The following is a 21,742-nucleotide window of genomic DNA, read 5'->3' on the forward strand; positions in this document are numbered from 1 at the left end:
TAGCGGCCTAAAATTTTTTCTATTATAATTTAACACACTTTTGAAAAATTATGAATTTATTGTCTCTTTAATCCGAGCAACTGAGCCAGCTTCTACATCCTCCAAAGCTTTGGAAATGACATCAACTGCATCATTATAGTTGTAATCATCATCAAACATTGAACGTGCACGCATCAATTGATCAGTAAATTCAGGATTTTTATTGTCATAACGGTTAGCATATTGTAATAATTTTTCTGCCAACTGAACGTTGTATTTCAGTTTCTTAGTCTTTTCAACTAAGTTTTCCAGATCTTCTTGAGTCACAATAACTTGCTTGCTGATATCTTCCATATTGATCTGGTCAGCATCAAGCTCATCGTACAACTTGTTGATTTCATCATAAACCATGTAGAAATAATCCAAATAATCATCAGGCAGTCCGTTCAAACGTAACTGCTCCATCATCTTCTTTTGAATTTCTAGACGTTTAGCATACTCATCAACACTATTGCGGGCAATTTGTTCACTCGAAAGCATCTGGTTCAAATCGTCATTGATGGTCTTTTCGTTAGTTTCAATTTCATCTAGTTGCTTAACAATTTCTTTAAAATCAGCTCTAACTTGTGAAAAGATAACTTGCTTATCAGCGATACTTTGCACGTCAGCATCGTACTCTCGACGAATCTCATTCAAAGTATTGTAATTGTCTTGGAAAGTATCCAGCGTCTTGTCTGTTAAAATATAACTTTCTTGAAGTCTCTGAATTCGTTTATCCAAATGATTGTGTTGGAAAACGGCATGATTCAAATAATCCAAAACTGGCTTTTGTTCTTTTAAGACATCGCGCTTGCCGTCCATCTCTAAGGTCAATGTTTCGTATAAATCATCAATTCGTTGCTTGATATCTTCATTATTAGTATTAACTGCATCAAAATTAAGTTCACCCAATTTAGTGTTGGACTCATCTATTTCATGTTGAACATCAGAAATCAATTGAACAATATCATCAGTAAACTTGAAATGCTGTTGTTCCAATTTTTGATAAACGAATTTAATTTCATCAACTTGACCAGGAAATACTTCATTTAAGTCATGGAATAGCGGTTCAATAATCTTCAATTGATCAGTAATTAGACCTAATTTGATTTTGACATCGTCCAAACATTGACTAGCTTCAATATGATCACCCTTTTGAGTCAATTGCTTTTCCTTATCTAATAGGTTAGCAATTTCAGAAAGCTCATCCTCAAGTTTGTCTGTAGCAGGACCATAACTGAATGACTGAGTCAAAACTTGTTTGCGTAAAGTTTGATATTGACGTTGTAACTCTTCACTGTGTGTAGCATTTAATTCGTTACTTGCCAATAGTTCATCAAATCCTTGAGAAATCTCACCAATTTTTTTCTCAAAGTCATTCATTTCATTATTTAATTTTTTCAAATCACTGGCTGATCCGAACACTTTAAATTCAGTATTCTTATATTCGGCAGCACGAATTTGTTTTAAAATATCGGAGAAAATATCATCAGTCTGTTTATGGTATTCCACTTTTAATTGATTGAAGCGGTCATCACTAGCACCAGACAGTTTCATCTTTTCCAATTTTTCGATTTTGTCATCTAATTGAGCCTTTTTTAACTCGTCTGTTCGTTCCTTATGCTTATTAAGTGTGGCCGCATTACGTTTTTGTAGGAACCACATGTACCATAGGAAGAACAGAATGATTAAGATTATTCCAATAATAATTACAAACACATTTACACCCCTAATGACGATTCAGTCTTATCTTTAAGAAATTATAACAAATATTAGTCTCATTATTAGTGCTGTCTCGTTTTCATAATAAAGTTTTAAACTATTGTTTTTTTTTGTTGCCGTCTAAAGGTTGAAAGGTAAAAAAATAAACTAGTTGGAAGAGCTGAGAGTATTCAATTGCAGCGAAAGTGGCGTTATTGCTTCAGCAATTACACCACCGGGCGTGTTGAAGACTCGCGGGTTTTGCGAGACTTCAACCGAGGCTCGAGACCGCTCCTTGGCTCGGGCCGTTCCGCGCAGCAATTGAATACTCTCAGCTCTGGAAACGGCATACTTAACTAAACTTTCAACCTTTAGAAAATTAATTAAGACTAAACTCCTCATATTTAAAATATGAAGTTTCTTACCTCGCTTGATTAAATAGTTTCAAAACTATCAAAATTCTTTTGACATCCGTCATTTATCACGGTATACTAGCCTTCGTGTAAAATATGCAGCAAAGAGCGGCAAGAACGTCAACATTTATCGACGATTTAGTTCAATTAGTAACCTGTGGCTGCACAAGGTGAAAAATGTAACGATAACTGCACGAATGCTAAGCTCTAGTTAATTATTTTACTCCAGACAAACATTTTGGAGGAATTTATTTATGTCAAGATATACAGGCCCACGTTGGAAATTATCACGTCGTTTAGGTATCTCACTTTCAGGTACTGGTAAGGAAATCGCTCGTAGAAACTATGCCCCAGGACAACATGGTCCAAATGGTGGTCGTCGTAAGATTTCTGAATACGGTCAACAATTAACTGAAAAGCAAAAGTTGCGTTTCATGTATGATGTTAACGAACGTCAATTCCGTAACCTATTTAACCGTGCTGGTAAGATGGAAGGAATTCATGGTATCAACTTGATGATCCTTCTTGAAACAAGATTGGATAACATGGTTTATCGTTTAGGTCTTGCAAGTTCACGTCCACAAGCTCGTCAACTTGTAAACCACGGTCACATCACAGTTGATGGCAAACGTGTTGATATCCCTTCATACGAAGTTAAAGTTGGTCAAAAGATTAGCCTTCGTGAAAAGTCAAAAGACTTGGCTATCGTTAAAGATAACCTTGAAAATGTTGTTGGTCGTCCTGGTTTCGTTACCTTCGATGACAACACATTGACAGGTTCTCTAGTACGTAACCCAGAACGTGACGAACTAGAACCAAATGTTGATGAATCATTGATTGTTGAATACTACAACCAAATTCTATAATATTTGCGAGAAATACATTCACTTGTTGGTGGGTGTATTTTTTTTGTTGCCGTCTCCAGAACTGAGATTATTAACCTGCTATGCGGACCGGTCCGAGCCTGGGGTGCGGTCTCGAACCTCGGTTTGAAGACTTACCACAGACCGGTAAGTCTCCAAACTCGCCCGGTGGTGTAATGGCTAAAGCCATAACGCCACATCCACAGCCGGTTAATAATCTCAGTTCTTCCGACTAATTTTTCTTTATATTTGATACGTTGTTACGTTATTAAATTACGCAAAAGAAAAATTAACCATTCAAATTGAATTTCTACTTGGGATTTCATATTAATAACTTTGTATAAGTGATACACACAGAAAAAAGACTAGACACATTTGTCTAGTCTTTTTTGTTAAAATAATCAGTTTCTTCAGTTACATGATATTCTCAACTTCGGAAACGCTATATTTAGATTTTTAACTTTCCAATTACATTCAATATCAAAACCATTCCGACGATGGTAGAAACTAAACCACTCCACCACATAATATCGTATGTTGGCACGAAGAACAGTTGGAAAAATGCCAAAGTAATTAATATTCCGATCCAAAACTCAATTGATTTATACCATTTCATCTTGATCATCCCTTTAAGTAACCCTATATTTACTTTCATTATAGCGACTTTTTACAGAAAATAAATAGTTGATTTCACTTTTATTTCAAGATTTTAGATGATAATACTTCTGCTTTATCTAATTTAAATTCATCACTAATAAACCGAAAAAAAATTCTCAGCCCTGAAAACAGCATCCTTAAATTTATCGCTCGATTTTTTTGTTAACTGAAGGTTGAAAGGTGAAAAAGTTATATATACATTGCTGTGACAGTCCTAAATTCAATTTATTTAAACAGCAAAAGAGCACAATTGGACATTTTTATTTTTAAAAAAAATAGTTGGAAGAGCTGAGAGTATTCATTTGCAGCGAAAGTGGCGTTAGAGCTTCAGCTCTTACACCACCGGGAGTGTGAAGCCTCGCGGATTTCGCGAGGCTCGAGACCGAACTTTGGCTCGGGCCGTTCCGCGCAGCAAATGAATACTCTCAGCTCTGGAAACGGCATATTTAACTAACTTTCAACCTGTAGTTTGTTAAAAATAACCATCAATTTACTCAACTGCATAAACTTATCCATCAACAACTGATCATAGTTACCCTTTTGAACAATTGGATCATCAGCTTTCAACTCATAGCCAATCACTAAATCACTCGACTTAACCTTCTCATACCGAGCAATCACCTTATCGATATCACTTGCAGGTACCATTTCACTGGAGGTATGGTCATTTGACACACTCCAGCCCTCTGTTATGATAGTATCCTGATATTCTTTCAAAATCGGATAATACCCCGGACGGTTTTTAATGTCCGCTAAGAGACTAAAAGTGATAAAGTATCGATCAGGCCAAAGCCCTAATTCAACGTGTGGTGTCTTCTTATAACCACGTTTATCTTGATTAATAGCTAACCAAGTATCAGGAGGTGGGTTTTGTGTCCGACGTTGGTGCTTTGCAATCTTCATAAAAAATTGTTGTTGATACTCTGTTTCCAAACGTTGCATCAATTCAACACCAATTTCTTCAAATTTTGGATCTAGATTGGCTCTGATCAACCCTAGACGACCAGGCAGAGTCATATCTTCAAAAACTTTAAAATCATTTTTATCAAACATGTTCTCAATCCTTTGTTGTAAAATATATATATCAATTATATAGGAGGAGCTATGCAAAAACCATTAGCATATCGAATGCGTCCAACTAATATCGATGAAGTTGTCGGTCAACAGCATCTTGTTGGCCCTCATAAGATTATTCGTCGTATGGTTGAAGCTAAGATGTTATCATCAATGATACTTTACGGTCCTCCTGGGATCGGTAAAACTAGTATTGCCAGTGCCATTGCCGGCAGTACTAAATATGCATTCAGAATGTTAAATGCCGCTACCGACAGTAAAAAAGATTTACAAATCGTGGCTGCTGAAGCCAAAATGAGCGGTACGGTCGTCTTGATGCTGGATGAGATCCATCGTCTTGACAAAACAAAACAGGATTTTTTGTTACCGTTACTTGAAAGTGGTTCTATCATTTTAATTGGAGCCACGACTGAAAATCCTTATATCAATATTAGTCCCGCTATTCGCTCCAGAGTTCAAATTTTTGAATTGAAGCCTCTCGGTAGCGATGATCTCAAACAGGCCGTTAAACGTGCTTTAAATGACGATCAGAATGGTTTAGGTAAGTATAACGTCAAACTAGATGAAAATGCTTTAGATTTATTAGTAAGTTCGACTAACGGAGACTTACGAAGTATTCTTAATGGTTTAGAATTATCCGTCTTATCCACTGAATCAAAAGATGATTCAATCCACATTGATTTGAAATCAATTGAGGAATCAGTTCAAAGAAAGGCAATTTCATCTGATAAGAATGGCGACAGTCATTACGATGTCATGTCAGCCTTTCAAAAATCAATTCGGGGTAGTGATCCGGATGCAGCCCTGCTCTATTTAGCACGGTTATTGGAAGCTGGGGATTTGACCTCTGCTATCAGACGATTGATGATCTGCGCCTACGAAGATGTTGGATTAGCTAATCCACAGGCATGTGCTCGGGCAGTTCAAGCCGCTCAAGTCGCTCAGATGGTCGGATTACCTGAAGCAAGGATTCCTCTGGCAGATGCAGTGATCGACCTTTGTCTATGTCCAAAATCCAATTCAGGCATGGTCGCCATTGATGGTGCCTTGGATGATGTCCGGAATGGTAAGGGTAATTCAATCCCTGATGACCTCAAAGATGCACATTACTCCGGTGCTAAAAAGCTTGGCCATGGTGTCGGTTATAAATTTCCACATGATTATCCAAACGCTTGGGTAAATCAACAATACCTGCCGAATAACTTGGTTAATAAACATTATTATCAGCCAAACAACACAGGTAAATATGAGCAAGCGTTAAATCTACGAATGCAACAAATACACGAATGGAAAATGAATTCAAAACGGAGTCAGAATAATTATGATAATTAAAATTCTAATGATCTTCTTTATTATTTTTTTATTAGCTTTAGCTTATATTCTTTGGAGTCACAGTAGTGGAAAATTTTTGATTTACTCACCAGATGAAAACTTAACTTTGAAAAATGTCATGCGATTTACCGCCGGATTATTGGTGCTCGTCGCAGTCATGGGAATTGTTATCGCCTTTATCGGTAGTAAGGAAGCTAACTTCATTACACTCTTACTTGGCAGCTTAATTGCAGCGGCTTTTTCAATTTATTTAGCAAATATCCGCTAAATATTGGCCGATGACTGTATTTATTAGGCCAAATCAACTAAAATGAAGATATAAAAGCAGTTATATTACATTAACGGGGTGATACTTATGTTACAACAATATAAAAACATTCTCGTACCAATTGATGGTTCATTTGAAGCTGAGTTAGCTTTCAAGAAAGCGGTTGAAGTAGCCAAAAGAAACAAGGCTGCCATTCACTTAGTTCACGTTATTGATACTAGAGCTTTCCAAAACGTTTCTAGCTTTGATTCAACCATGGTCGAACAAATTACTGAAAAGGCAAAAGACACTGTTAAAAGTTATGTTAAGACAGCTAAAGATGCTGGCCTTGAAGATATCGACTACAGCATCGAATATGGTGCACCTAAAGCAATCATTGCCACTGATTTCCCTAAGAAGTTAGGTGTTGATCTTATTATGATTGGTGCTACTGGTTTGAATGCTATGGAAAGATTATTGATTGGTTCAGTTACTGAATATGTTACTAGAACTGCTGCTTGCGATGTTTTAGTTGTAAGAACAGACCTCGATAACAAGACGATCAAGAAACCCAAGAAATAGATAACAGATAAAATAAATGGTAAAAAAAGAGGACCGATTCTTTCGAATCGATCCTCTTTTTTTCGGAACGGAAATTAATAAATTATTTTTTTATTAAAAGATATTAAGATGCATATCTTTCACTTTAGCTTTTAATTTTTCAAAAACTGGTTTGTTTTCACTGATACTTGAAATGACATAGGCCTTGATGTAGTCCTCGTCAGTCTTTTGACCTTCACGGGTGCCTGCGTCTGCTAAGTAGCAGTACATTTCATCGAGTTTGAACAATGTTTGTTCTTTTCTAGCAATGAAGATACCTTCGTTAGCATATTCCAAAGCCTTTTGATTATCATCCAACTTCAATGATAAATCAGCCATGTTAGCGTAAATCAAGATGCTATCGTGGTAATTTTCGTCGCCAATCTTATCAAGACTAGATTTGATCAAGTCTTTAGCTTGATTGTAATAAACCCTAGCTTCATCGACTGACTTTTTATTGATGTAGGCCTTTGCGGTAAAGACATCGATCAGAATATCATACATATCAACATTAGCGATGTTAACGTTCATAGCACGATTGAAATCGAAAATGGCTTTGTCATAATTCTTGCTTGTGACATATTCAATCAATCCGTTAAAGAAGTGGATCAATTTGATTTCTTGTTTATTATTGACATTGATGTTTTTAAGCTTACCCAGTTTGTCGCTAATACCATCGAAATCATCTTGATAGAATGACTTCTTAATGTCACTGATGATTGAATAAATCTGACTATCGTCATTGACGATCACAAGGTTCATTGTGATACCCAGTCTTTCACAAATGCGAACCAATATTTCCATACTTGGAATCTTGTCTTTTTTTTCAATCAGGCTGACAGTTGCCTGTGTACAAATGCCATCAGCTAACTCAGATTGAGAAATACCTCTGAGTTTTCTGTAATGGCGAATTTTTTCACCTAATATTTTCATTCTAAACTATCCCCATTCATTTATTAATTCCAAGGATAATTTAAACAGTTATTAAAAAATGTTGCAAGAAATAAGCAGCGATAAAAAGATAAATTTTAAAAATTTAATTATTTACTTCAAAGAACCATGCGTCTTTTTCGGTACCATTTAATAATTCAGGATTATCATTTAATTTATCGTTAACCTTAACAATTTTCCCAGTAACTGGTGATTCTAGCTCAACCACAGCCTTTTGAGCTTCAATCTCACCACTAGATTCCCCTTTTTTAATATCAGAATCTATATCAGGTAATTCGACATATTTGACATTACCTAAAGCGTCTTGACCCTCTTTTGTCAGGCCTATACGTGTTGTATGTGAGCCTTTCTTAACCCAGTAATAATTTTCATCAGTCATAACCAATTCCTACCTTTGTTTAAACGTACCATTTTCAAACATATAACTCTTATGATGAAATCTCATTGACATAACTAAGCCAATTCCGATCATGTTACCCAAGAGGGCCGAACCACCTTGTGAAATAAATGGTAGCGGGATACCAGTAAGTGGCAATAAGCCAACACTCATACCAATATTTTCGAAAACGTGGAACAAGATCATCATGATAACACCAGTTGATACATAAGCATAGAATTCATTCTTAGTATCAAAAGTTACTTGAATCATTTGATAGATTAATAAGAAATACAACAAAATTAATACACATGAGCCAATGAAACCGAAGTTTTCACCGATAACTGAAAAAATCATATCAGACTCACGTACGGGAACATAAACATTCGAGACATTAAAACCTTTACCAAATAGTTGTCCCGAGCCGATGGCCTTCATATTCTGCCAAATCTGATACCCATTTTCAGAAGTATCCGCTGACGGATTGAGCCAACTGTCAATACGTGAGAACTGATAAGCTCTAAATCCAAAGTGTCCTAATATCTGTCGACCCCAATCAGTTGTAGCGAACAGCAAGGCCGTTCCACCAATAACACCAACAATTAGAAATCCAGTCAACAGGATTCGCCAATCAATTCCCGAGACAAGAATCATCCCACCAAGAATTGCCACGAAAACCAAAATTGTACCGAAGTCATTTTGCAATTTTAACAAAACCATAACTGGCAATGTCCACAATAATAACTTACCCAACAATAAGAAATCTGAACCAATCTTATGAACCTGGTACTGACTATTATGATTGGTAATGACCTTCCCCAGCATCAATATAAATGCCGGCTTCATTACTTCAGATGGCTGAAAGGTAAACGAACCAATTGCAAACCAACTCTTGGCACCGGTACTAGCCGCATATGAACGACTATAAAAGATCAGGACCAGAAACAGTAACGCTATTCCGGCATAGTAAGCATAGTTAGCCACTTGCCAGAGCTGTTCCGCATCAAACTGCATAATTACCGCAATTATTGCTGCTCCCAAAACATACCAAGCAACTTGCGAAACAACATTTTTTAAAGGGTTTTGAGAATCTTGAATCGTCGCAACATAAATAGACATTAAGCCTATAATTGCCAACATCATTACAGAAAAAATAATTCCATAATCGATTCTCGAATCCACATCATTTTTTCGATTATTTTCTCTTATTTGCATGTTTTACACCTGCTAATGATTATGTAAGTTATATTGCATTAGCAATTCGTTAATTGCGTCGTCCAATTTTACTGATTTAAATGGTGTTTCATTACTTTCAACGTATGAAAGGTAACGTTCACCATCTTTTTTGATAGTTCCGATATACTTTTTGCCATCCCAAAGCTCATATGTTTCAGGATCACTGCTGATATCTTTTAAACTAATTTCAACTGCTTTTTTTCTGCTAGACATTGAATCTTTCCTTTATTTGTTATGAAATTTTTTTGCGATAATTTCATCTTCATATTTTTCTGGATGAGGATTTCTAAAGATCGTGAAATTATCTGGTACGGGATCTACTCCACCACGGACAAAGGGATTACAGCGTAAAATACGTGCAATCCCCATAATGGTACCCAAAATTCCACCGTGCATTTTAACTGCATCTATAAAGTATGTCGAACATGTTGGGTAATATCGACAACTCGGTGGCAATACTGGAGAAATAAATTTCTGATAGAATCGAACGATTCCAATTAGAATTTTTTTAAGCATGATACTACCTTAAAAAGTCGAACATATGCATCCATGTTCCTGGCCACAAAACAGCAAGTGGATTAGACCCACCTAAGGCGGAACCAATCAACATACCCAAAACTAAAAAGATTAGCATTAATAATAGTACCCAACCTATTTTCTTGAAAATATCGCGACGATATTCTTTACCAAAATCTCTTTTCATTTTTCATCCTAGTATTTCTTATGTTTTTCAATATTTTCCAATAGCACACCAGTACCCAATGCAACTGAATCTAAAGGACTGTCAGTTAGTAGCACGGGAACTTGAAGTTTTTCTGACAATAGCTTGTCCAAATTCTTCAATAGCGCACCACCACCTGTAAGCATGATACCGCGGTCAATAATGTCACCTGATAATTCTGGTGGCGTTTGTTCCAAAACGTTTTTAGCGGCGCTGACAATCTGTTCTATGCCATCTGACAATGCATCTTGAATCTCAACTTCATTCGTTGTGATCTCTTTTGGCAATCCACTGACGATATCGATCCCACTAGCAGAGAAAGTTTTGCTTTCGTCAGCATCCATAACACAACCAATTTCCATCTTAATTTGTTCAGCAGTTCTTTCACCGATGATCAAATTATGATTTTGTTTGATATATGCTTGAATAGCACCAGTCATCTTATCGCCTGCAAAACGCAATGATTGACTTGTTACAATATCCCCCATTGAAATAACGGCAATATCACTTGTACCACCACCGATATCAATAACCATGTTACCTTGAGGTTTGAAAATATCCAAACCAGCACCAACAGCTGCAACTTTAGGCTCTAGTTGAAGGTAAACTTTACCACCACCAGCTTGTTCAGCAGCTTCAATGATTGATTTTTGCTCAACTGGCGTTACGTTAGTTGGTGCACAAATCATGATTGTTGGTTTTGAGAAACGGCCACCGACATTCAGTTTTTCAATAAAATATTGCAACATTTTTTCTGTAATATCAAAGTCAGCAATAACCCCATCTTTTAAGGGACGGATAGCTTTAATATTAGCTGGTGTTCTACCAACCATCAAATAGGCATCCTTACCGACAGCGACTACATCATTATTATTCGTATTAATTGCCACAACAGAAGGTTCATTTAAAACGATTCCTTCTCCTTTGACATCAATAAGTACATTTGCTGTACCCAAATCAATTCCTAGATATTTCGACATGCTATATCCTCCAAGACTTAAACACAAAAAGTATATCATAATCAGCTTAATCATTAAATTGCCAATAAAAAAAGAAAGTGGGAAATCCACTTTCTCAAGCTAATATTAAGCCAACTTTATTGCACTCGATACTGTATTTAACACTAAAGTTTCACGGCCAGCTTCATCAACTGAAACACGTCTAATTTTAGCACCTAAATTTCTTAACTTTTCAGTGAAATGATAATATCCACGATCCAAATATTGAAGGTTTGAAACACGAGTCTCCCCTTCAGCAACTAATCCTGCTAGAACAAGTGCTGCAGCAGCACGTAAGTCAGTAGCAGCAACATTAGCACCACTTAGTTGAGCTGGACCAAACATAATAACTGAATTACCTTCGATCTTATAATCGGCTTTCATCTTACCGAATTCTGGGAAATGCATGAAACGATTTTCAAAAACTGTTTCTGACATAACAGTAGTACCAACGCTTAATAGTTGAGCTAAAGTCATTTGAGCTTGCATATCCGTTGGAAATCCAGGATAAGGCAAAGTTTTTACATCAACTGGTTTTAATTGATTAGTTCCAATAATACGAATTCCCTCATCGGTTTCATCGATTTTAACACCCATTTCAATCAATTTTGAAAGTAATGGACGATTATGAGCAGCTACGGCGTCTTGAATAAAAATATCGCCACCAGTAATTGCGGCTGCAACCATGAATGTTCCAGCTTCGATACGATCTTGCATAATTGAATGTTCGCAACCGTGGAGACTTTCAACACCATTGATACGAACGGTGTTAGTTCCGGCACCAGTTACGTCAGCACCCATTTTACCTAAAATATTAGCAAGGTCAACGATTTCGGGTTCTCTAGCAGCATTATCGATGACAGTTTCACCATCTGCCAAAGTTGCTGCCATCATAATATTTTGAGTTGCACCAACACTTGGAAAGTCCAAATAAATATTTGCACCATGCAGTCCTTCAGTCTCAGCGTCAATAAAGCCACCGTTTTGACTGAATTTAGCACCCATAGCTTCCAATCCCTTGATGTGAAGATCAATTGGTCTGGAGCCAATGGCACAACCACCAGGCATGGCAACGTGTGCTTCTTTGTTGCGAGCCAAGAGTGGTCCTAAAACAACAATGGAAGCACGCATTTTATCTACAAGATCTTCAGGAACAGTAGTTGAAGTTCCTTTACTTGTATCAACCGTAAGTACTTCATCGGCTTCGTCATATGAAACATCGGCATTTAATGCCATCAAAACCTTAGACATAGTAATTACATCTGATAACGGAGGAATATTCGTTAACAAGGTTTTACCCTCAGATGCTAGAATAGTTGACGCTAAAATTGGCAAAGCCGCATTTTTGGCACCTTCAATTCTGACTGTTCCCTTTAATTGCGTAGGTCCATTTACGATTATTTGTTGCACAATATTCTCCTCCAAAAACCTGGAATCATTTAAAAAGTAAGGTTATATTTTGAGATAGACTAAAAATGCTCATGAAAAAAGAGCTTACTGTATAACCAAGAGCGATTGCAATAAACGCTACAAGTAATTGTAACATTTTAGGATTGGATTTGTTATATATCTTTTTCCAATCCACAACTTGCAATAGATTAAAACTTAACCAGATAAATATAACATGACTTATAAGAGTTATTATCGCATTAATTCCGACATTTATCATTTTATAAACCTCACTTTTCTAAATAATAACATTTTCTTAACTATTTTGGAGTTTTGGATTGTTGATTTTAAAAATACTTAAACTGCCGTCTCCGGTTGGCATAGAAAATTCGCCTGCTGCGAGGAACGGACCGAGCTAAAGTTCGGTCTCGATCCTCGCTTTTGAGACGAAAATCACGTCTCAAAAGTCGTCCTGTGGTGTAAGAGCTAAAGCTCTAACGCCACTTTCACTGCACGTGATTTTCTCTGCCAACCTCCGACTAGTTCTTTTCAGTGCTTTAAAATCAAAATCCATTTTCATCTCTGTAACTAATTTAGAATCCTTGAAATTATACCGGAATTAAAGAATTTCATCTTTCAACCTTCAGTTAGAATAATCAAATGTTAACAAATTCCAAAGTTAACTAGCCGACGGGTATGAGGGATGCTACCAGCCATAAAAGTGGTGTTAGAGTGGTGAACTTCCACTCTTACAGCACAGACGTATTTTGGGATTTGCGTTTTTTGCAAAGCTCAAAATCGAGGCGCGAGACCTTGGCTCGCACCGGTCTATGGCAGGTAGCATCTCTCACACCCGTCGGCGGCATATTTAAAACAAAAAAATAAGACTGAAAATAAATCTCAGTCTTATTTTTGAATTAATTAATTTCGATGTGAACTTACGTTAATTCTGTTTATAGCTTTACGTAGAGATACCTGAGCACGAGCCAAGTCATCAACGTTGTGCTTCTCTTCAGCAACTTTGATAGTTTGTTCAGCTTTTTGCTTAGCATATTCTGCACGTCTTAAATCAATGTCTCTAGCTCTTTCGGCACTATTAGCGACGATTGAAACTAGGTCATTGCTAAACTCCAAGAACCCGCCATTTACAGCAATTGAGTCTTCATGATGAGGTTTGTCTACACGACGTACACGGACTTCATCAATAATCAATGGGGCGATAATTGGCTCATGGTGAGCCATGACACCAATTTCACCATCAATAGTACTCAACACAACGAGTTTTGCATGATGATCGTAAACAACACCATCGGGAGTAACAATATTGACCGTCATAATATTTTCAGCCATATTATTTCCTCCTATCCTTAATTGGCAACAGCTTGTTCAGTATTTTCATCTTGGTCGTCAGCTGGTTTCCAGCCCATCTTCTTGGCTTTATCGAGAACGTCTGAAATACCACCAACACCGTTGAAGGCATCTTCAGGAACGTCATCATATTTACCATCTAAGATAGCACGGAAGTCCTTAACTGTTTCAGCAACTGGAACATAAGAACCTGGTACACCAGTAAATTGTTCAGCAACACTGAAGTTTTGTGACAAGAAGAATTGGATACGTCTTGCACGCGCAACAACAGTCTTTTCTTCATCAGACAATTCGTCCATACCCAAGATAGAAATAATATCTTGGAGTTCGTGATATCTTTGAAGAACTTCTTGAACTTCTGTGGCAACATCATAGTGTTCTTGACCGATAATATCAGGATCAAGGGCAGATGATGATGATGCTAGTGGATCAACGGCTGGATAAATACCTTGTTGTGTCAACTTACGTTCCAAGTTGGTTGTAGCATCCAAATGGGCGAAAGTTGTTGCTGGAGCTGGATCGGTATAATCATCAGCAGGAACATAAACGGCTTGAATTGATGTGATTGAACCCTTCTTTGTAGAAGTGATTCTTTCTTGCAATTGACCCATTTCTGTAGCTAATGTTGGTTGATAACCAACGGCTGATGGCATACGTCCAAGCAAGGCAGAAACTTCTGAACCGGCTTGTGTAAATCTGAAGATATTATCGATGAACAATAGCACATCTTGACCTTCAACATCACGGAAGTACTCAGCAATTGTCAAACCTGTTAAGGCAACACGCATACGAGCACCAGGTGATTCATTCATTTGACCATAAACCATGGCTGTTTTAGCAAGAACACCGGATTCCTTCATTTCATAATAAAGGTCATTACCTTCACGTGTTCTTTCACCAACACCAGTAAATACTGAGATACCACCATGCTCTTCAGCAATATTGTGGATCAACTCTTGAATAAGAACGGTTTTACCAACACCGGCACCACCGAACAAACCAACTTTACCACCACGAACGTAAGGTTCGAGAAGATCGATAACTTTGATACCTGTTTCAAGAATTTCAGTTGATGTATTTAATTGATCGTAAGGAGGTGCTTGACGGTGAATACTGTTTCTTGGGAAGTCGGCTGGAAATGCGTCGCCTCCATCGATTGATTCACCTAAAACGTTGAACACACGACCCAATGTCTCTTTACCAACTGGTACGGAGATTGGACCTTCAGTATTAGCAACTTCGGCACCTCTTTGAAGTCCATCGGTAGAACTCATAGAAATAGCACGCAAGGCGCCATCACCTAATTCTAGGGCAACTTCAAGGGTAATTTCTGATCCATCGCTTTTCTTAACTTTTAAAGCATCGTTAATTTCTGGTAAGTCTTCATCTAATGAAAACTCAACATCGACAACTGGACCGATTACCTGAATAACTTTTCCTTTGCTACTCATTAATTTGGCTCCTTTCTAAACTATTCAAGTGCAGCAGCACCACCGATGATTTCAGTGATTTCTGTAGTGATTTGAGCTTGACGGGCACGATTATAGTGCAATGACAAACTTGCAATAAGATCATCAGCATTATCAGTCGCACTCTTCATAGCTGTTACAGAAGCAGCATGCTCTGCTGTTTTTGCATCCATCATTGCTCCTAAAACTAAACACTCAATATATTGAGGCACAATTGCAGATAGAACTGCTTTAGGGTTTGGTTCTGTGATATATTCAGTAGCAACTTGTTGTTCTTCAGCAGAAACGTCATCAGGTTCAGTCAATGGCAACAGCTTATCTGTTGTAAAGTTAGAAACCAATGAGTTGACGTGATGATTATGACAAATATCAATTTCATCGAACAATTCGGCTTGATACATTTGCAAAATTGTCTTCATGATTGGAGTGATATCTTTAACTGTTGGAATATCTGGTAAACCACGGTATTCGTAAGAAACGTCAAAGCCACGAGCTTTAAAGAACTCTGTTCCGGTAGCACCTAAGGAAATAATTGTAAACTTACTCTTGTCACCTTGGTACTTCTTTTGAAAGAGGTCCATCATGGCTTTCAAGATATTACTGTTATATCCACCAACAAGACCACGGTCTGATGTAATAACAACATAGGCAGTCTTTTTGACTTCACGAACTTTTAGAAGACTATTTAAACTTAACGGATCAGTGGATTCGTCAGCAACTGATAATTCTTTAAATACATCAGCAGCTGTTAAATGTCTAATAATGTCTTCAACCTTTTTTGCGTACAATTGATAAGCAATAGACTTCTTTTCAATACGAGAGAGTTTAGCACCAGAGACCATTTGCATGGCTCTTGTAATTTGACCGGTTTTCTTAGTAGAAGAAATTCTTCTTTTAATATCCATAAGGGACTCAGCCATTATTTAAACCTCCTGTATTAGTTTGCTTGCTTACTATCTGAAGTTTCAGTATCGCCTGACTTAGAAGCCAAGAAGTTCTCTGTAAATTCATTTACAGCGGCCTTGAATTGGTCTTCATCAGGTAATGTACCTTTATCTTTGATTGTTTGTAAAAGATCTGAATGATTTGCATCGAAATATTCAGAAAGTGAAGTTTCATATTCTTTAAGATCTTCAACTTTGATTTTATCTAAGAATCCTCTTGTCAAGGCAAACAAAATCAAAACTTGCTTTTGAACAGAAACTGGTGAGTGTACAGGTTGTTTTAGAACTTCTTCTGTACGACGACCACGATCTAGTTTTGCTTTTGTTGCTTCATCAAGATCAGATCCAAATTGTGCGAATGATTCCAATTCGTGATATGAAGAAAGATCTAGACGTAAAGTACCAGCAACTTTCTTCATAGCCTTAATTTGGGCATCCCCACCAACACGAGAAACAGATGTACCAGCATCAATAGCTGGACGTGTACCTGAGTGGAACATATCACTACTCAAGAAAATCTGTCCATCAGTGATAGAAATTACGTTAGTTGGAATATAGGCTGACACATCACCGGCTTGTGTTTCGACGATAGGTAAGGCAGTCATTGAACCACCACCTAATTCGTCACTCAACTTAGCGGCACGTTCTAGTAAACGTGAGTGTAAGTAGAAAACATCACCAGGATATGCTTCACGCCCAGGCGGTCTACGAAGCAATAGTGAAATTTCACGATAGGCATTAGCTTGCTTGCTTAAATCATCATAGACGATCAAAACATGCTTGCCGTTGTACATGAAGTATTCACCCATTGCGGCACCAGCATATGGTGCAAAGTATAGCATTGGGGCTGGCTGACTAGGTCCAGCTTCGACGACGATTGTGTAATCCATGGCACCATGTTTTCTCAAGGTTTCAACTTGTGCTCTGATAGTTGATTCCTTTTGACCAATGGCAACATAGATACAAATCATATCTTCATCTTTTTGATTTAGAATTGTATCAATAGCGATTGATGTTTTACCAGTTTTACGGTCACCGATGATCAACTCACGTTGACCACGACCAATAGGAACAAGAGAGTCAACGGATTTCAAACCTGTTTGTAAGGGTTGAAAAACTGACTTACGTTGCATAACACCGGGTGCAGGTGATTCAATAGGTCGTGTTTTGTCAGTCTTGATTTCTCCAAGGCCATCTACAGCTTGACCCAAAGAATTTACGACACGTCCAACCATTGCTTCTCCGACTGGAACTTCCATGATACGACCTGTTCTTTTAACAGTATCGCCTTCACGAATTTTATCGTAATTACCTAGAATGATGATACCAACATCATCACTTTCAAGGTTCTGAGCCACACCAAAAGTACCGTCTTGGAATTCTAGCAATTCACTTGCCATAGCATTTTCAAGGCCATTAGCACGAGCAATACCATCACCGACGTATGTAACTGTACCTACTTCATCAACTGAGAGTTCATTTTTATAGTTCTTTAACTGTTCTTTGATCAGCGAACTAATCTCTTCAGTTTTGATGCTCATTCTTTTCACCTCGACTTAATTATTAACCAATAGCGTCTTCTTGATGTCATTAAATCTCTTAACAACACTACCATCGACAACTTGATCTCCTACTCGGATTATAACGCCACCGATGATAGATGGATCAACTATTTTCATTAAATTTACTTTATTTACTGAAAATCTTTTCTTAATTACCGACTCAAGTGTTTTAGCTTGAGTGTCTTCTAAACCAATCGTAGTAGTAACCGTAGCTTCAACAATTCCTTTTACTTCATCATATTTTGCAATGAAAGCATCAGCAATTTCCACAATACAGTCCATACGGTTGTTATCAAAGACTAAGCTTAAGAAATCTTGCATTAATTCACCAAATTGGCTATTCAATGTTTCTAAGATTTTAAGTTTTTCAGTGCGAGAAATAGAACGTCCTGCCAGAGCAAAGCTCAAGCTAGGGTTTTCTTCATAGACTTGTTTTAAAGATTTTAAATCTTCAAGCATTTCTTCTATAGAGTCTTGTTCTTTGGCTACTTCGTAAAGTGCCTTACTGTAACGCTTTCCCACTTGATATTTACTTAGTTTCATTTACCGTCAACTCCTTAATATAAGAGTCGATTAGTGACTTTTGATCGTCTGCGTTAAGCTCCTTAGAAATAACTTTAGAAGCAATTTCCAAAGAAAGATTTGCTATATCATTTTGTGCGCCTGACATAGCATCTTCTCTAGCTTTAGCTGCATCGGATTTTGCTCTTTGTCTCAATTCTTCAGCTTCACTATGAGCATCGGATACGATGGACTTCTTTTGAGTCTCACCGCTTTCCTTAGCTTTATTAACAATTTCCACTGCTTCAGCACGTGAATTCTTAAGAGCATCTTCACGTTCTTTTGCCAACTTTTCAGCACGTGAGCGTTCCTGATCCGCATAATCAAGATCACCAGTAATCTTTTCAGATCTGGCGTCCATCATCTTTGTAACAGGACCCCAAGCATAATGCTTCACTAACAGTGCTAAAACGATGAAAGAAACAAGAATGAAAAGCATGTCACCCAAAGCTACTTGATTAGCTCCGAGAACCAATAAACCTGCCAATATTCTTCACTCCTTCCTTTCTAATAAGTACATAAAACATAAAAAGGCGATTATTTTATTATATCGCCAAATTTCTGGTTGTATGTATTAAACGAAAAGAATAACGAACGCAATAGCAATGGCAATGATAGGAACAGCTTCGATAAGACCAACACCGATAAACATTGTACCTCTTAATTTATCAGCTACTTCTGGTTGGCGTGCCATTCCTTCAAGAGTTTTAGAAATAACAAGTCCGTTACCGATTGATGCTCCAAGAGCAGCGATACCAGCTGCAAGAGCTGCCGCAATATCCTTCATAATTTAAAATCCTCCAATAAATGTTATTCTTGTTCCAGTTTACGTGAAATATAAACCATTGATAATGTGGTAAATACATACGCTTGGATGGCTCCAATAAATACAGAAAAGCCTTGCCATACCATAGCTAATGGCATAGCTGCAATAAATGTCACAGCGCCAAGACTCTTTGCAACAGTTCCAATAAGTGCAAGAAGTACTTCACCGGCAAATATATTACCGTACAGACGTAGTGACAATGTTAGGAAGTTGGTAAATTCTTCCAGAAGGTTAATTGGTAGCAAAAACTTTACCGGTCTCGCATAATTGGATAAATACCCACCGAATCCAAATTTCTTCACTGCATAATAGTGAGAAACTAACAATGAAATTGTCGCAAGTCCCATTGTGATCAAAGGATTTGATGTTGGTGATTTAACATATGTGAAACCGCCAATCTTTAGTTGGAAGAATAATCCTAATTGGTTAGAGACAAAGATAAATAGGAATAATACAAACGCATAAAGATTGAATTGTTTTCCTGAACCGTCTGGCATCGCCGATTTTACAATACTATTAGTAAAATCAATCATCCATTCGAGTACATTCTGTGCTTTGCCTGGTCTCATTGTGACTTTACGAGATAATGCAAACACCAAAATGAAAACAAGGATTGCAGAGACTATAACTGACAAGTCATTTGCAACATTGAATCTTAAGCCTAAGAATTCAACAAACTTATACTTATCATTCAATAATAACCCTCCTTTCTTCGCTTATTGAAAACAATTGATACCACAAAATAATAACACTAAATTTTATATATTAAAACAATGAAATCCTTATTTTGTCCCAAATAATCTATCACCGGCATCACCCAATCCTGGGAAGATATAACCACTGTCAGTAATTCTCTCATCAAGTGAAGCTGCGTAAATATCTACATCAGGATGTGCATCTTGAACAGCCTTAACACCTTCTGGAGCAGCAACTAGGACAACTAGACGCATGTGTTTGGCTCCACGTTTCTTCAAGGCTTCAATAGCCATATTAGCGGAACCACCAGTAGCAAGCATTGGATCAACGATAAATAGCTCACGTTGGTCAATATCGTTAGGAAGCTTCACAAAATATTCATGTGGTTTCAAAGTTTTTTCATCACGATACATACCAATATGACCAACTTTGGCAGCAGGAATCAACTCAAGGACACCATCGACCATACCTAGTCCAGCACGAAGGATAGGAATAACAGCTAGTTTTTTACCAGCAAGAACTTTTTGAGTTGATTTACCCATTGGTGTTTCAACTTCAACATCCTTCAAAGGCAAGTCACGAGTAATTTCATAAACCATTAATTCACCAATTTCATTGGCAACTTCACGGAATACCTTTGTACCAGTGTGCTTGTTTCGGATAATTGTAAGTTTATGTTGAATCAATGGATGGTTTAATACTGTAAATTTAGACATTTGTGAATCTCCTTAGTTTTTATAATGTGTGTTGCCGGCTGATTTGTTCAAACGATTACTGTATGCAGCACCGTGCCCAACGTCTGCGAATCCTTGGGCCAGAATATATTCTACATGGTCGTTGTCCAACTGACGTAAGCCAGCAAACAACTCTCTTGAAGCACTTAGAACATCTTGACCTAATGAGAAGGTTTCAATATTGTCAGGAACTTCTTGCAAAATTTCATCTGTAGCCATGATGCCCAGTGGTACATCCTTAGCGACGTATTCAGCAATTGCTTGTTTAAAATCTTTTTTATCATCAACAATGATGACTTGTGCGCTTGGTGCATAGTGCTTGTACTTCATACCTGGTGCCTTGGGAACCTCTGTTGCCGTGACCTTGTGGTGATCAGAATTAACATTGTCGATAACCTTCAGTAGATCGTCCGAATCAATCATCCCTGGACGCAAAATCGTTGGTATCTCAACTGACAAGTCGATGACAGTTGATTCCACCCCAAGTTTTGTTGGTCCATCATCCAAGATAGCCGCAATTTTACCATGCAAATCATGATAAACATGCTTAGCTAACGTTGGACTTGGTTTTCCACTGGTATTAGCAGATGGTCCAACGATTGGCTTGCCAAAAGTCTTGATAAGATTCAAAGTGGCCTTATTATTAGGCATTCTAAAGGCAGCAGTTGTAAGTCCCCCTGTAACTGCTTTGGAAAGTTTGCCAGGCTGAATTGGCATAATAATCGTCAATGGACCCGGCCAAAATGCCTTCATTAGCTTCTCAGCCAATGGTTTGTAGCTGTTGTCGGCATATTCCCAGACCATCTCAGGACTGGAGACGTGCACAATCAACGGGTTGTCACTTGGACGACCCTTAGCTGCATAGACATCTTTGACTACATCAGGTCTTGTTGCGTCAGCACCTAAGCCGTAGACTGTTTCGGTTGGAAAGGCAACCAATTGGCCTTTAGCAAGAAATGCTGCTGCTTCTTGAATCTGTGTACTCTCAAGTATCTCAGTATCCAAT

26 protein-coding genes are annotated in these 21,742 nt (G+C 37.6%); 4 read left to right on the top strand and 22 right to left on the bottom strand.

Going from position 1 to position 21,742, the window contains the following annotated elements; all coding sequences use genetic code 11:
* Positions 1 to 48: 48 nt before the first annotated feature.
* Positions 49 to 1,737: a septation ring formation regulator EzrA gene (locus tag FFM71_RS02210; protein ID WP_137610555.1), complete on the bottom strand. Its 1,689-nt coding sequence runs from the start codon at positions 1,735 to 1,737 to the stop codon at positions 49 to 51.
* Positions 1,738 to 2,386: 649 nt separating this feature from the next.
* Between FFM71_RS02210 and rpsD the strand changes: the two genes are divergently transcribed.
* A complete protein-coding gene (gene rpsD / locus FFM71_RS02215) occupies positions 2,387 to 2,998 on the top strand; it encodes a 30S ribosomal protein S4 (protein WP_137610556.1) in 612 nt (203 codons plus the stop codon).
* Positions 2,999 to 3,443: 445 nt separating this feature from the next.
* On the opposite strand, the gene FFM71_RS02220 is transcribed toward rpsD, so the two are convergent.
* Both FFM71_RS02220 and FFM71_RS02225 read right to left on the bottom strand, forming a co-directional pair.
* Positions 3,444 to 3,650 carry a hypothetical protein gene (locus FFM71_RS02220; RefSeq protein WP_137610557.1) on the bottom strand — a complete coding sequence of 69 codons (207 nt, stop codon included), beginning with the start codon at positions 3,648 to 3,650 and terminating at the stop codon, positions 3,444 to 3,446.
* 452 nt (positions 3,651 to 4,102) lie between these two features.
* Positions 4,103 to 4,705 carry a DUF1054 family protein gene (locus FFM71_RS02225; protein WP_137610558.1) on the bottom strand — a complete coding sequence of 201 codons (603 nt, stop codon included), beginning with the start codon at positions 4,703 to 4,705 and terminating at the stop codon, positions 4,103 to 4,105.
* A 51-nt stretch (positions 4,706 to 4,756) separates the two neighbouring features.
* Between FFM71_RS02225 and FFM71_RS02230 the strand changes: the two genes are divergently transcribed.
* The 3 genes from FFM71_RS02230 to FFM71_RS02240 all read left to right on the top strand — a co-directional run bounded on the left by FFM71_RS02230 (position 4,757) and on the right by FFM71_RS02240 (position 6,887).
* Positions 4,757 to 6,058: a replication-associated recombination protein A gene (locus tag FFM71_RS02230; RefSeq protein ID WP_137610559.1), complete on the top strand. Its 1,302-nt coding sequence runs from the start codon at positions 4,757 to 4,759 to the stop codon at positions 6,056 to 6,058.
* Positions 6,048 to 6,326, top strand: coding sequence for a hypothetical protein (locus FFM71_RS02235; protein ID WP_137610560.1), 279 nt, complete (start codon positions 6,048 to 6,050; stop codon positions 6,324 to 6,326). The genes FFM71_RS02230 and FFM71_RS02235 overlap by 11 nt, the downstream gene beginning before the upstream one ends.
* 87 nt (positions 6,327 to 6,413) lie before the next feature.
* On the top strand, positions 6,414 to 6,887 hold the full coding sequence (locus FFM71_RS02240) for a universal stress protein (protein ID WP_137610561.1): 474 nt from the start codon (positions 6,414 to 6,416) through the stop codon (positions 6,885 to 6,887).
* A 93-nt stretch (positions 6,888 to 6,980) separates the two neighbouring features.
* Here FFM71_RS02240 and FFM71_RS02245 read toward each other — a convergent pair whose 3' ends face one another.
* The 19 genes from FFM71_RS02245 to FFM71_RS02335 all read right to left on the bottom strand — a co-directional run bounded on the left by FFM71_RS02245 (position 6,981) and on the right by FFM71_RS02335 (position 21,741).
* A complete protein-coding gene (locus FFM71_RS02245; protein WP_137610562.1) occupies positions 6,981 to 7,838 on the bottom strand; it encodes a helix-turn-helix transcriptional regulator in 858 nt (285 codons plus the stop codon).
* A gap of 103 nt (positions 7,839 to 7,941) precedes the next feature.
* Positions 7,942 to 8,235, bottom strand: a complete 294-nt coding sequence (locus FFM71_RS02250; protein ID WP_137610563.1) for a glycine cleavage system H family protein — start codon at positions 8,233 to 8,235, stop codon at positions 7,942 to 7,944.
* Between the two features lie 9 nt (positions 8,236 to 8,244).
* Positions 8,245 to 9,447, bottom strand: coding sequence for an FtsW/RodA/SpoVE family cell cycle protein (locus FFM71_RS02255; protein ID WP_137610564.1), 1,203 nt, complete (start codon positions 9,445 to 9,447; stop codon positions 8,245 to 8,247).
* A 12-nt stretch (positions 9,448 to 9,459) separates the two neighbouring features.
* Positions 9,460 to 9,681: a DUF2969 family protein gene (locus FFM71_RS02260; protein ID WP_137610565.1), complete on the bottom strand. Its 222-nt coding sequence runs from the start codon at positions 9,679 to 9,681 to the stop codon at positions 9,460 to 9,462.
* Between the two features lie 12 nt (positions 9,682 to 9,693).
* Complete coding sequence (yidD, locus tag FFM71_RS02265; protein WP_137610566.1) at positions 9,694 to 9,984, bottom strand: membrane protein insertion efficiency factor YidD; 291 nt, start codon at positions 9,982 to 9,984, stop codon at positions 9,694 to 9,696.
* 4 nt (positions 9,985 to 9,988) lie between these two features.
* Positions 9,989 to 10,171: a DNA-directed RNA polymerase subunit beta gene (locus FFM71_RS02270; RefSeq protein WP_057892682.1), complete on the bottom strand. Its 183-nt coding sequence runs from the start codon at positions 10,169 to 10,171 to the stop codon at positions 9,989 to 9,991.
* A gap of 8 nt (positions 10,172 to 10,179) precedes the next feature.
* A complete protein-coding gene (locus FFM71_RS02275) occupies positions 10,180 to 11,169 on the bottom strand; it encodes a rod shape-determining protein (RefSeq protein WP_137610567.1) in 990 nt (329 codons plus the stop codon).
* Between the two features lie 105 nt (positions 11,170 to 11,274).
* On the bottom strand, positions 11,275 to 12,597 hold the full coding sequence (murA, locus tag FFM71_RS02280; RefSeq protein WP_137610568.1) for a UDP-N-acetylglucosamine 1-carboxyvinyltransferase: 1,323 nt from the start codon (positions 12,595 to 12,597) through the stop codon (positions 11,275 to 11,277).
* Positions 12,598 to 12,622: 25 nt separating this feature from the next.
* Entirely contained in the window at positions 12,623 to 12,856 is a 234-nt protein-coding gene (locus tag FFM71_RS02285) for a DUF1146 family protein (RefSeq protein ID WP_137610569.1), read from the bottom strand.
* A gap of 641 nt (positions 12,857 to 13,497) precedes the next feature.
* Positions 13,498 to 13,926, bottom strand: a complete 429-nt coding sequence (locus FFM71_RS02290; protein WP_041500863.1) for a F0F1 ATP synthase subunit epsilon — start codon at positions 13,924 to 13,926, stop codon at positions 13,498 to 13,500.
* 17 nt (positions 13,927 to 13,943) lie between these two features.
* Complete coding sequence (gene atpD / locus FFM71_RS02295; RefSeq protein WP_137610570.1) at positions 13,944 to 15,395, bottom strand: F0F1 ATP synthase subunit beta; 1,452 nt, start codon at positions 15,393 to 15,395, stop codon at positions 13,944 to 13,946.
* A gap of 20 nt (positions 15,396 to 15,415) precedes the next feature.
* On the bottom strand, positions 15,416 to 16,333 hold the full coding sequence (locus FFM71_RS02300; RefSeq protein ID WP_137610571.1) for a F0F1 ATP synthase subunit gamma: 918 nt from the start codon (positions 16,331 to 16,333) through the stop codon (positions 15,416 to 15,418).
* A gap of 17 nt (positions 16,334 to 16,350) precedes the next feature.
* Positions 16,351 to 17,898, bottom strand: a complete 1,548-nt coding sequence (gene atpA, locus FFM71_RS02305) for a F0F1 ATP synthase subunit alpha (protein ID WP_137610572.1) — start codon at positions 17,896 to 17,898, stop codon at positions 16,351 to 16,353.
* A 15-nt stretch (positions 17,899 to 17,913) separates the two neighbouring features.
* The gene (gene atpH, locus FFM71_RS02310) at positions 17,914 to 18,462 is read right to left on the bottom strand and encodes an ATP synthase F1 subunit delta (RefSeq protein ID WP_137610573.1); all 549 of its coding nucleotides are present in this window, start codon (positions 18,460 to 18,462) and stop codon (positions 17,914 to 17,916) included.
* Positions 18,449 to 18,970 carry a F0F1 ATP synthase subunit B gene (gene atpF, locus FFM71_RS02315; protein ID WP_373278782.1) on the bottom strand — a complete coding sequence of 174 codons (522 nt, stop codon included), beginning with the start codon at positions 18,968 to 18,970 and terminating at the stop codon, positions 18,449 to 18,451. The genes atpH and atpF overlap by 14 nt, the downstream gene beginning before the upstream one ends.
* Positions 18,971 to 19,054: 84 nt before the next feature.
* The gene (atpE, locus tag FFM71_RS02320) at positions 19,055 to 19,267 is read right to left on the bottom strand and encodes a F0F1 ATP synthase subunit C (protein ID WP_010020175.1); all 213 of its coding nucleotides are present in this window, start codon (positions 19,265 to 19,267) and stop codon (positions 19,055 to 19,057) included.
* A gap of 23 nt (positions 19,268 to 19,290) precedes the next feature.
* A complete protein-coding gene (atpB, locus tag FFM71_RS02325) occupies positions 19,291 to 20,001 on the bottom strand; it encodes a F0F1 ATP synthase subunit A (RefSeq protein WP_137610574.1) in 711 nt (236 codons plus the stop codon).
* Positions 20,002 to 20,088: 87 nt separating this feature from the next.
* Entirely contained in the window at positions 20,089 to 20,718 is a 630-nt protein-coding gene (gene upp, locus FFM71_RS02330) for a uracil phosphoribosyltransferase (RefSeq protein ID WP_137610575.1), read from the bottom strand.
* A gap of 12 nt (positions 20,719 to 20,730) precedes the next feature.
* The gene (locus FFM71_RS02335; protein ID WP_137610576.1) at positions 20,731 to 21,741 is read right to left on the bottom strand and encodes an L-threonylcarbamoyladenylate synthase; all 1,011 of its coding nucleotides are present in this window, start codon (positions 21,739 to 21,741) and stop codon (positions 20,731 to 20,733) included.
* Between the last annotated feature and the right edge of the window lies 1 nt (position 21,742).

The sequence above is a fragment of the Companilactobacillus huachuanensis genome (genome assembly GCF_005404815.1).
GTDB lineage: Bacteria > Bacillota > Bacilli > Lactobacillales > Lactobacillaceae > Companilactobacillus > Companilactobacillus huachuanensis.

Coding starts and splice junctions, on each gene's coding strand:
- FFM71_RS02275 (WP_137610567.1), bottom strand. CDS start 11,169: ATGTCGAAATATCTAGGAATTGATTTGGGTACAGCAAATGTACTTATT.
- FFM71_RS02220 (WP_137610557.1), bottom strand. CDS start 3,650: ATGAAAGTAAATATAGGGTTACTTAAAGGGATGATCAAGATGAAATGG.
- FFM71_RS02240 (WP_137610561.1), top strand. CDS start 6,414: ATGTTACAACAATATAAAAACATTCTCGTACCAATTGATGGTTCATTT.
- FFM71_RS02255 (WP_137610564.1), bottom strand. CDS start 9,447: ATGCAAATAAGAGAAAATAATCGAAAAAATGATGTGGATTCGAGAATC.
- FFM71_RS02230 (WP_137610559.1), top strand. CDS start 4,757: ATGCAAAAACCATTAGCATATCGAATGCGTCCAACTAATATCGATGAA.
- atpE (WP_010020175.1), bottom strand. CDS start 19,267: ATGAAGGATATTGCGGCAGCTCTTGCAGCTGGTATCGCTGCTCTTGGA.
- FFM71_RS02300 (WP_137610571.1), bottom strand. CDS start 16,333: ATGGCTGAGTCCCTTATGGATATTAAAAGAAGAATTTCTTCTACTAAG.
- upp (WP_137610575.1), bottom strand. CDS start 20,718: ATGTCTAAATTTACAGTATTAAACCATCCATTGATTCAACATAAACTT.
- atpH (WP_137610573.1), bottom strand. CDS start 18,462: ATGAAACTAAGTAAATATCAAGTGGGAAAGCGTTACAGTAAGGCACTT.
- FFM71_RS02290 (WP_041500863.1), bottom strand. CDS start 13,926: ATGGCTGAAAATATTATGACGGTCAATATTGTTACTCCCGATGGTGTT.
- FFM71_RS02225 (WP_137610558.1), bottom strand. CDS start 4,705: ATGTTTGATAAAAATGATTTTAAAGTTTTTGAAGATATGACTCTGCCT.
- FFM71_RS02250 (WP_137610563.1), bottom strand. CDS start 8,235: ATGACTGATGAAAATTATTACTGGGTTAAGAAAGGCTCACATACAACA.
- atpA (WP_137610572.1), bottom strand. CDS start 17,898: ATGAGCATCAAAACTGAAGAGATTAGTTCGCTGATCAAAGAACAGTTA.
- FFM71_RS02245 (WP_137610562.1), bottom strand. CDS start 7,838: ATGAAAATATTAGGTGAAAAAATTCGCCATTACAGAAAACTCAGAGGT.
- yidD (WP_137610566.1), bottom strand. CDS start 9,984: ATGCTTAAAAAAATTCTAATTGGAATCGTTCGATTCTATCAGAAATTT.
- FFM71_RS02235 (WP_137610560.1), top strand. CDS start 6,048: ATGATAATTAAAATTCTAATGATCTTCTTTATTATTTTTTTATTAGCT.
- rpsD (WP_137610556.1), top strand. CDS start 2,387: ATGTCAAGATATACAGGCCCACGTTGGAAATTATCACGTCGTTTAGGT.
- FFM71_RS02285 (WP_137610569.1), bottom strand. CDS start 12,856: ATGATAAATGTCGGAATTAATGCGATAATAACTCTTATAAGTCATGTT.
- FFM71_RS02260 (WP_137610565.1), bottom strand. CDS start 9,681: ATGTCTAGCAGAAAAAAAGCAGTTGAAATTAGTTTAAAAGATATCAGC.
- FFM71_RS02270 (WP_057892682.1), bottom strand. CDS start 10,171: ATGAAAAGAGATTTTGGTAAAGAATATCGTCGCGATATTTTCAAGAAA.
- atpD (WP_137610570.1), bottom strand. CDS start 15,395: ATGAGTAGCAAAGGAAAAGTTATTCAGGTAATCGGTCCAGTTGTCGAT.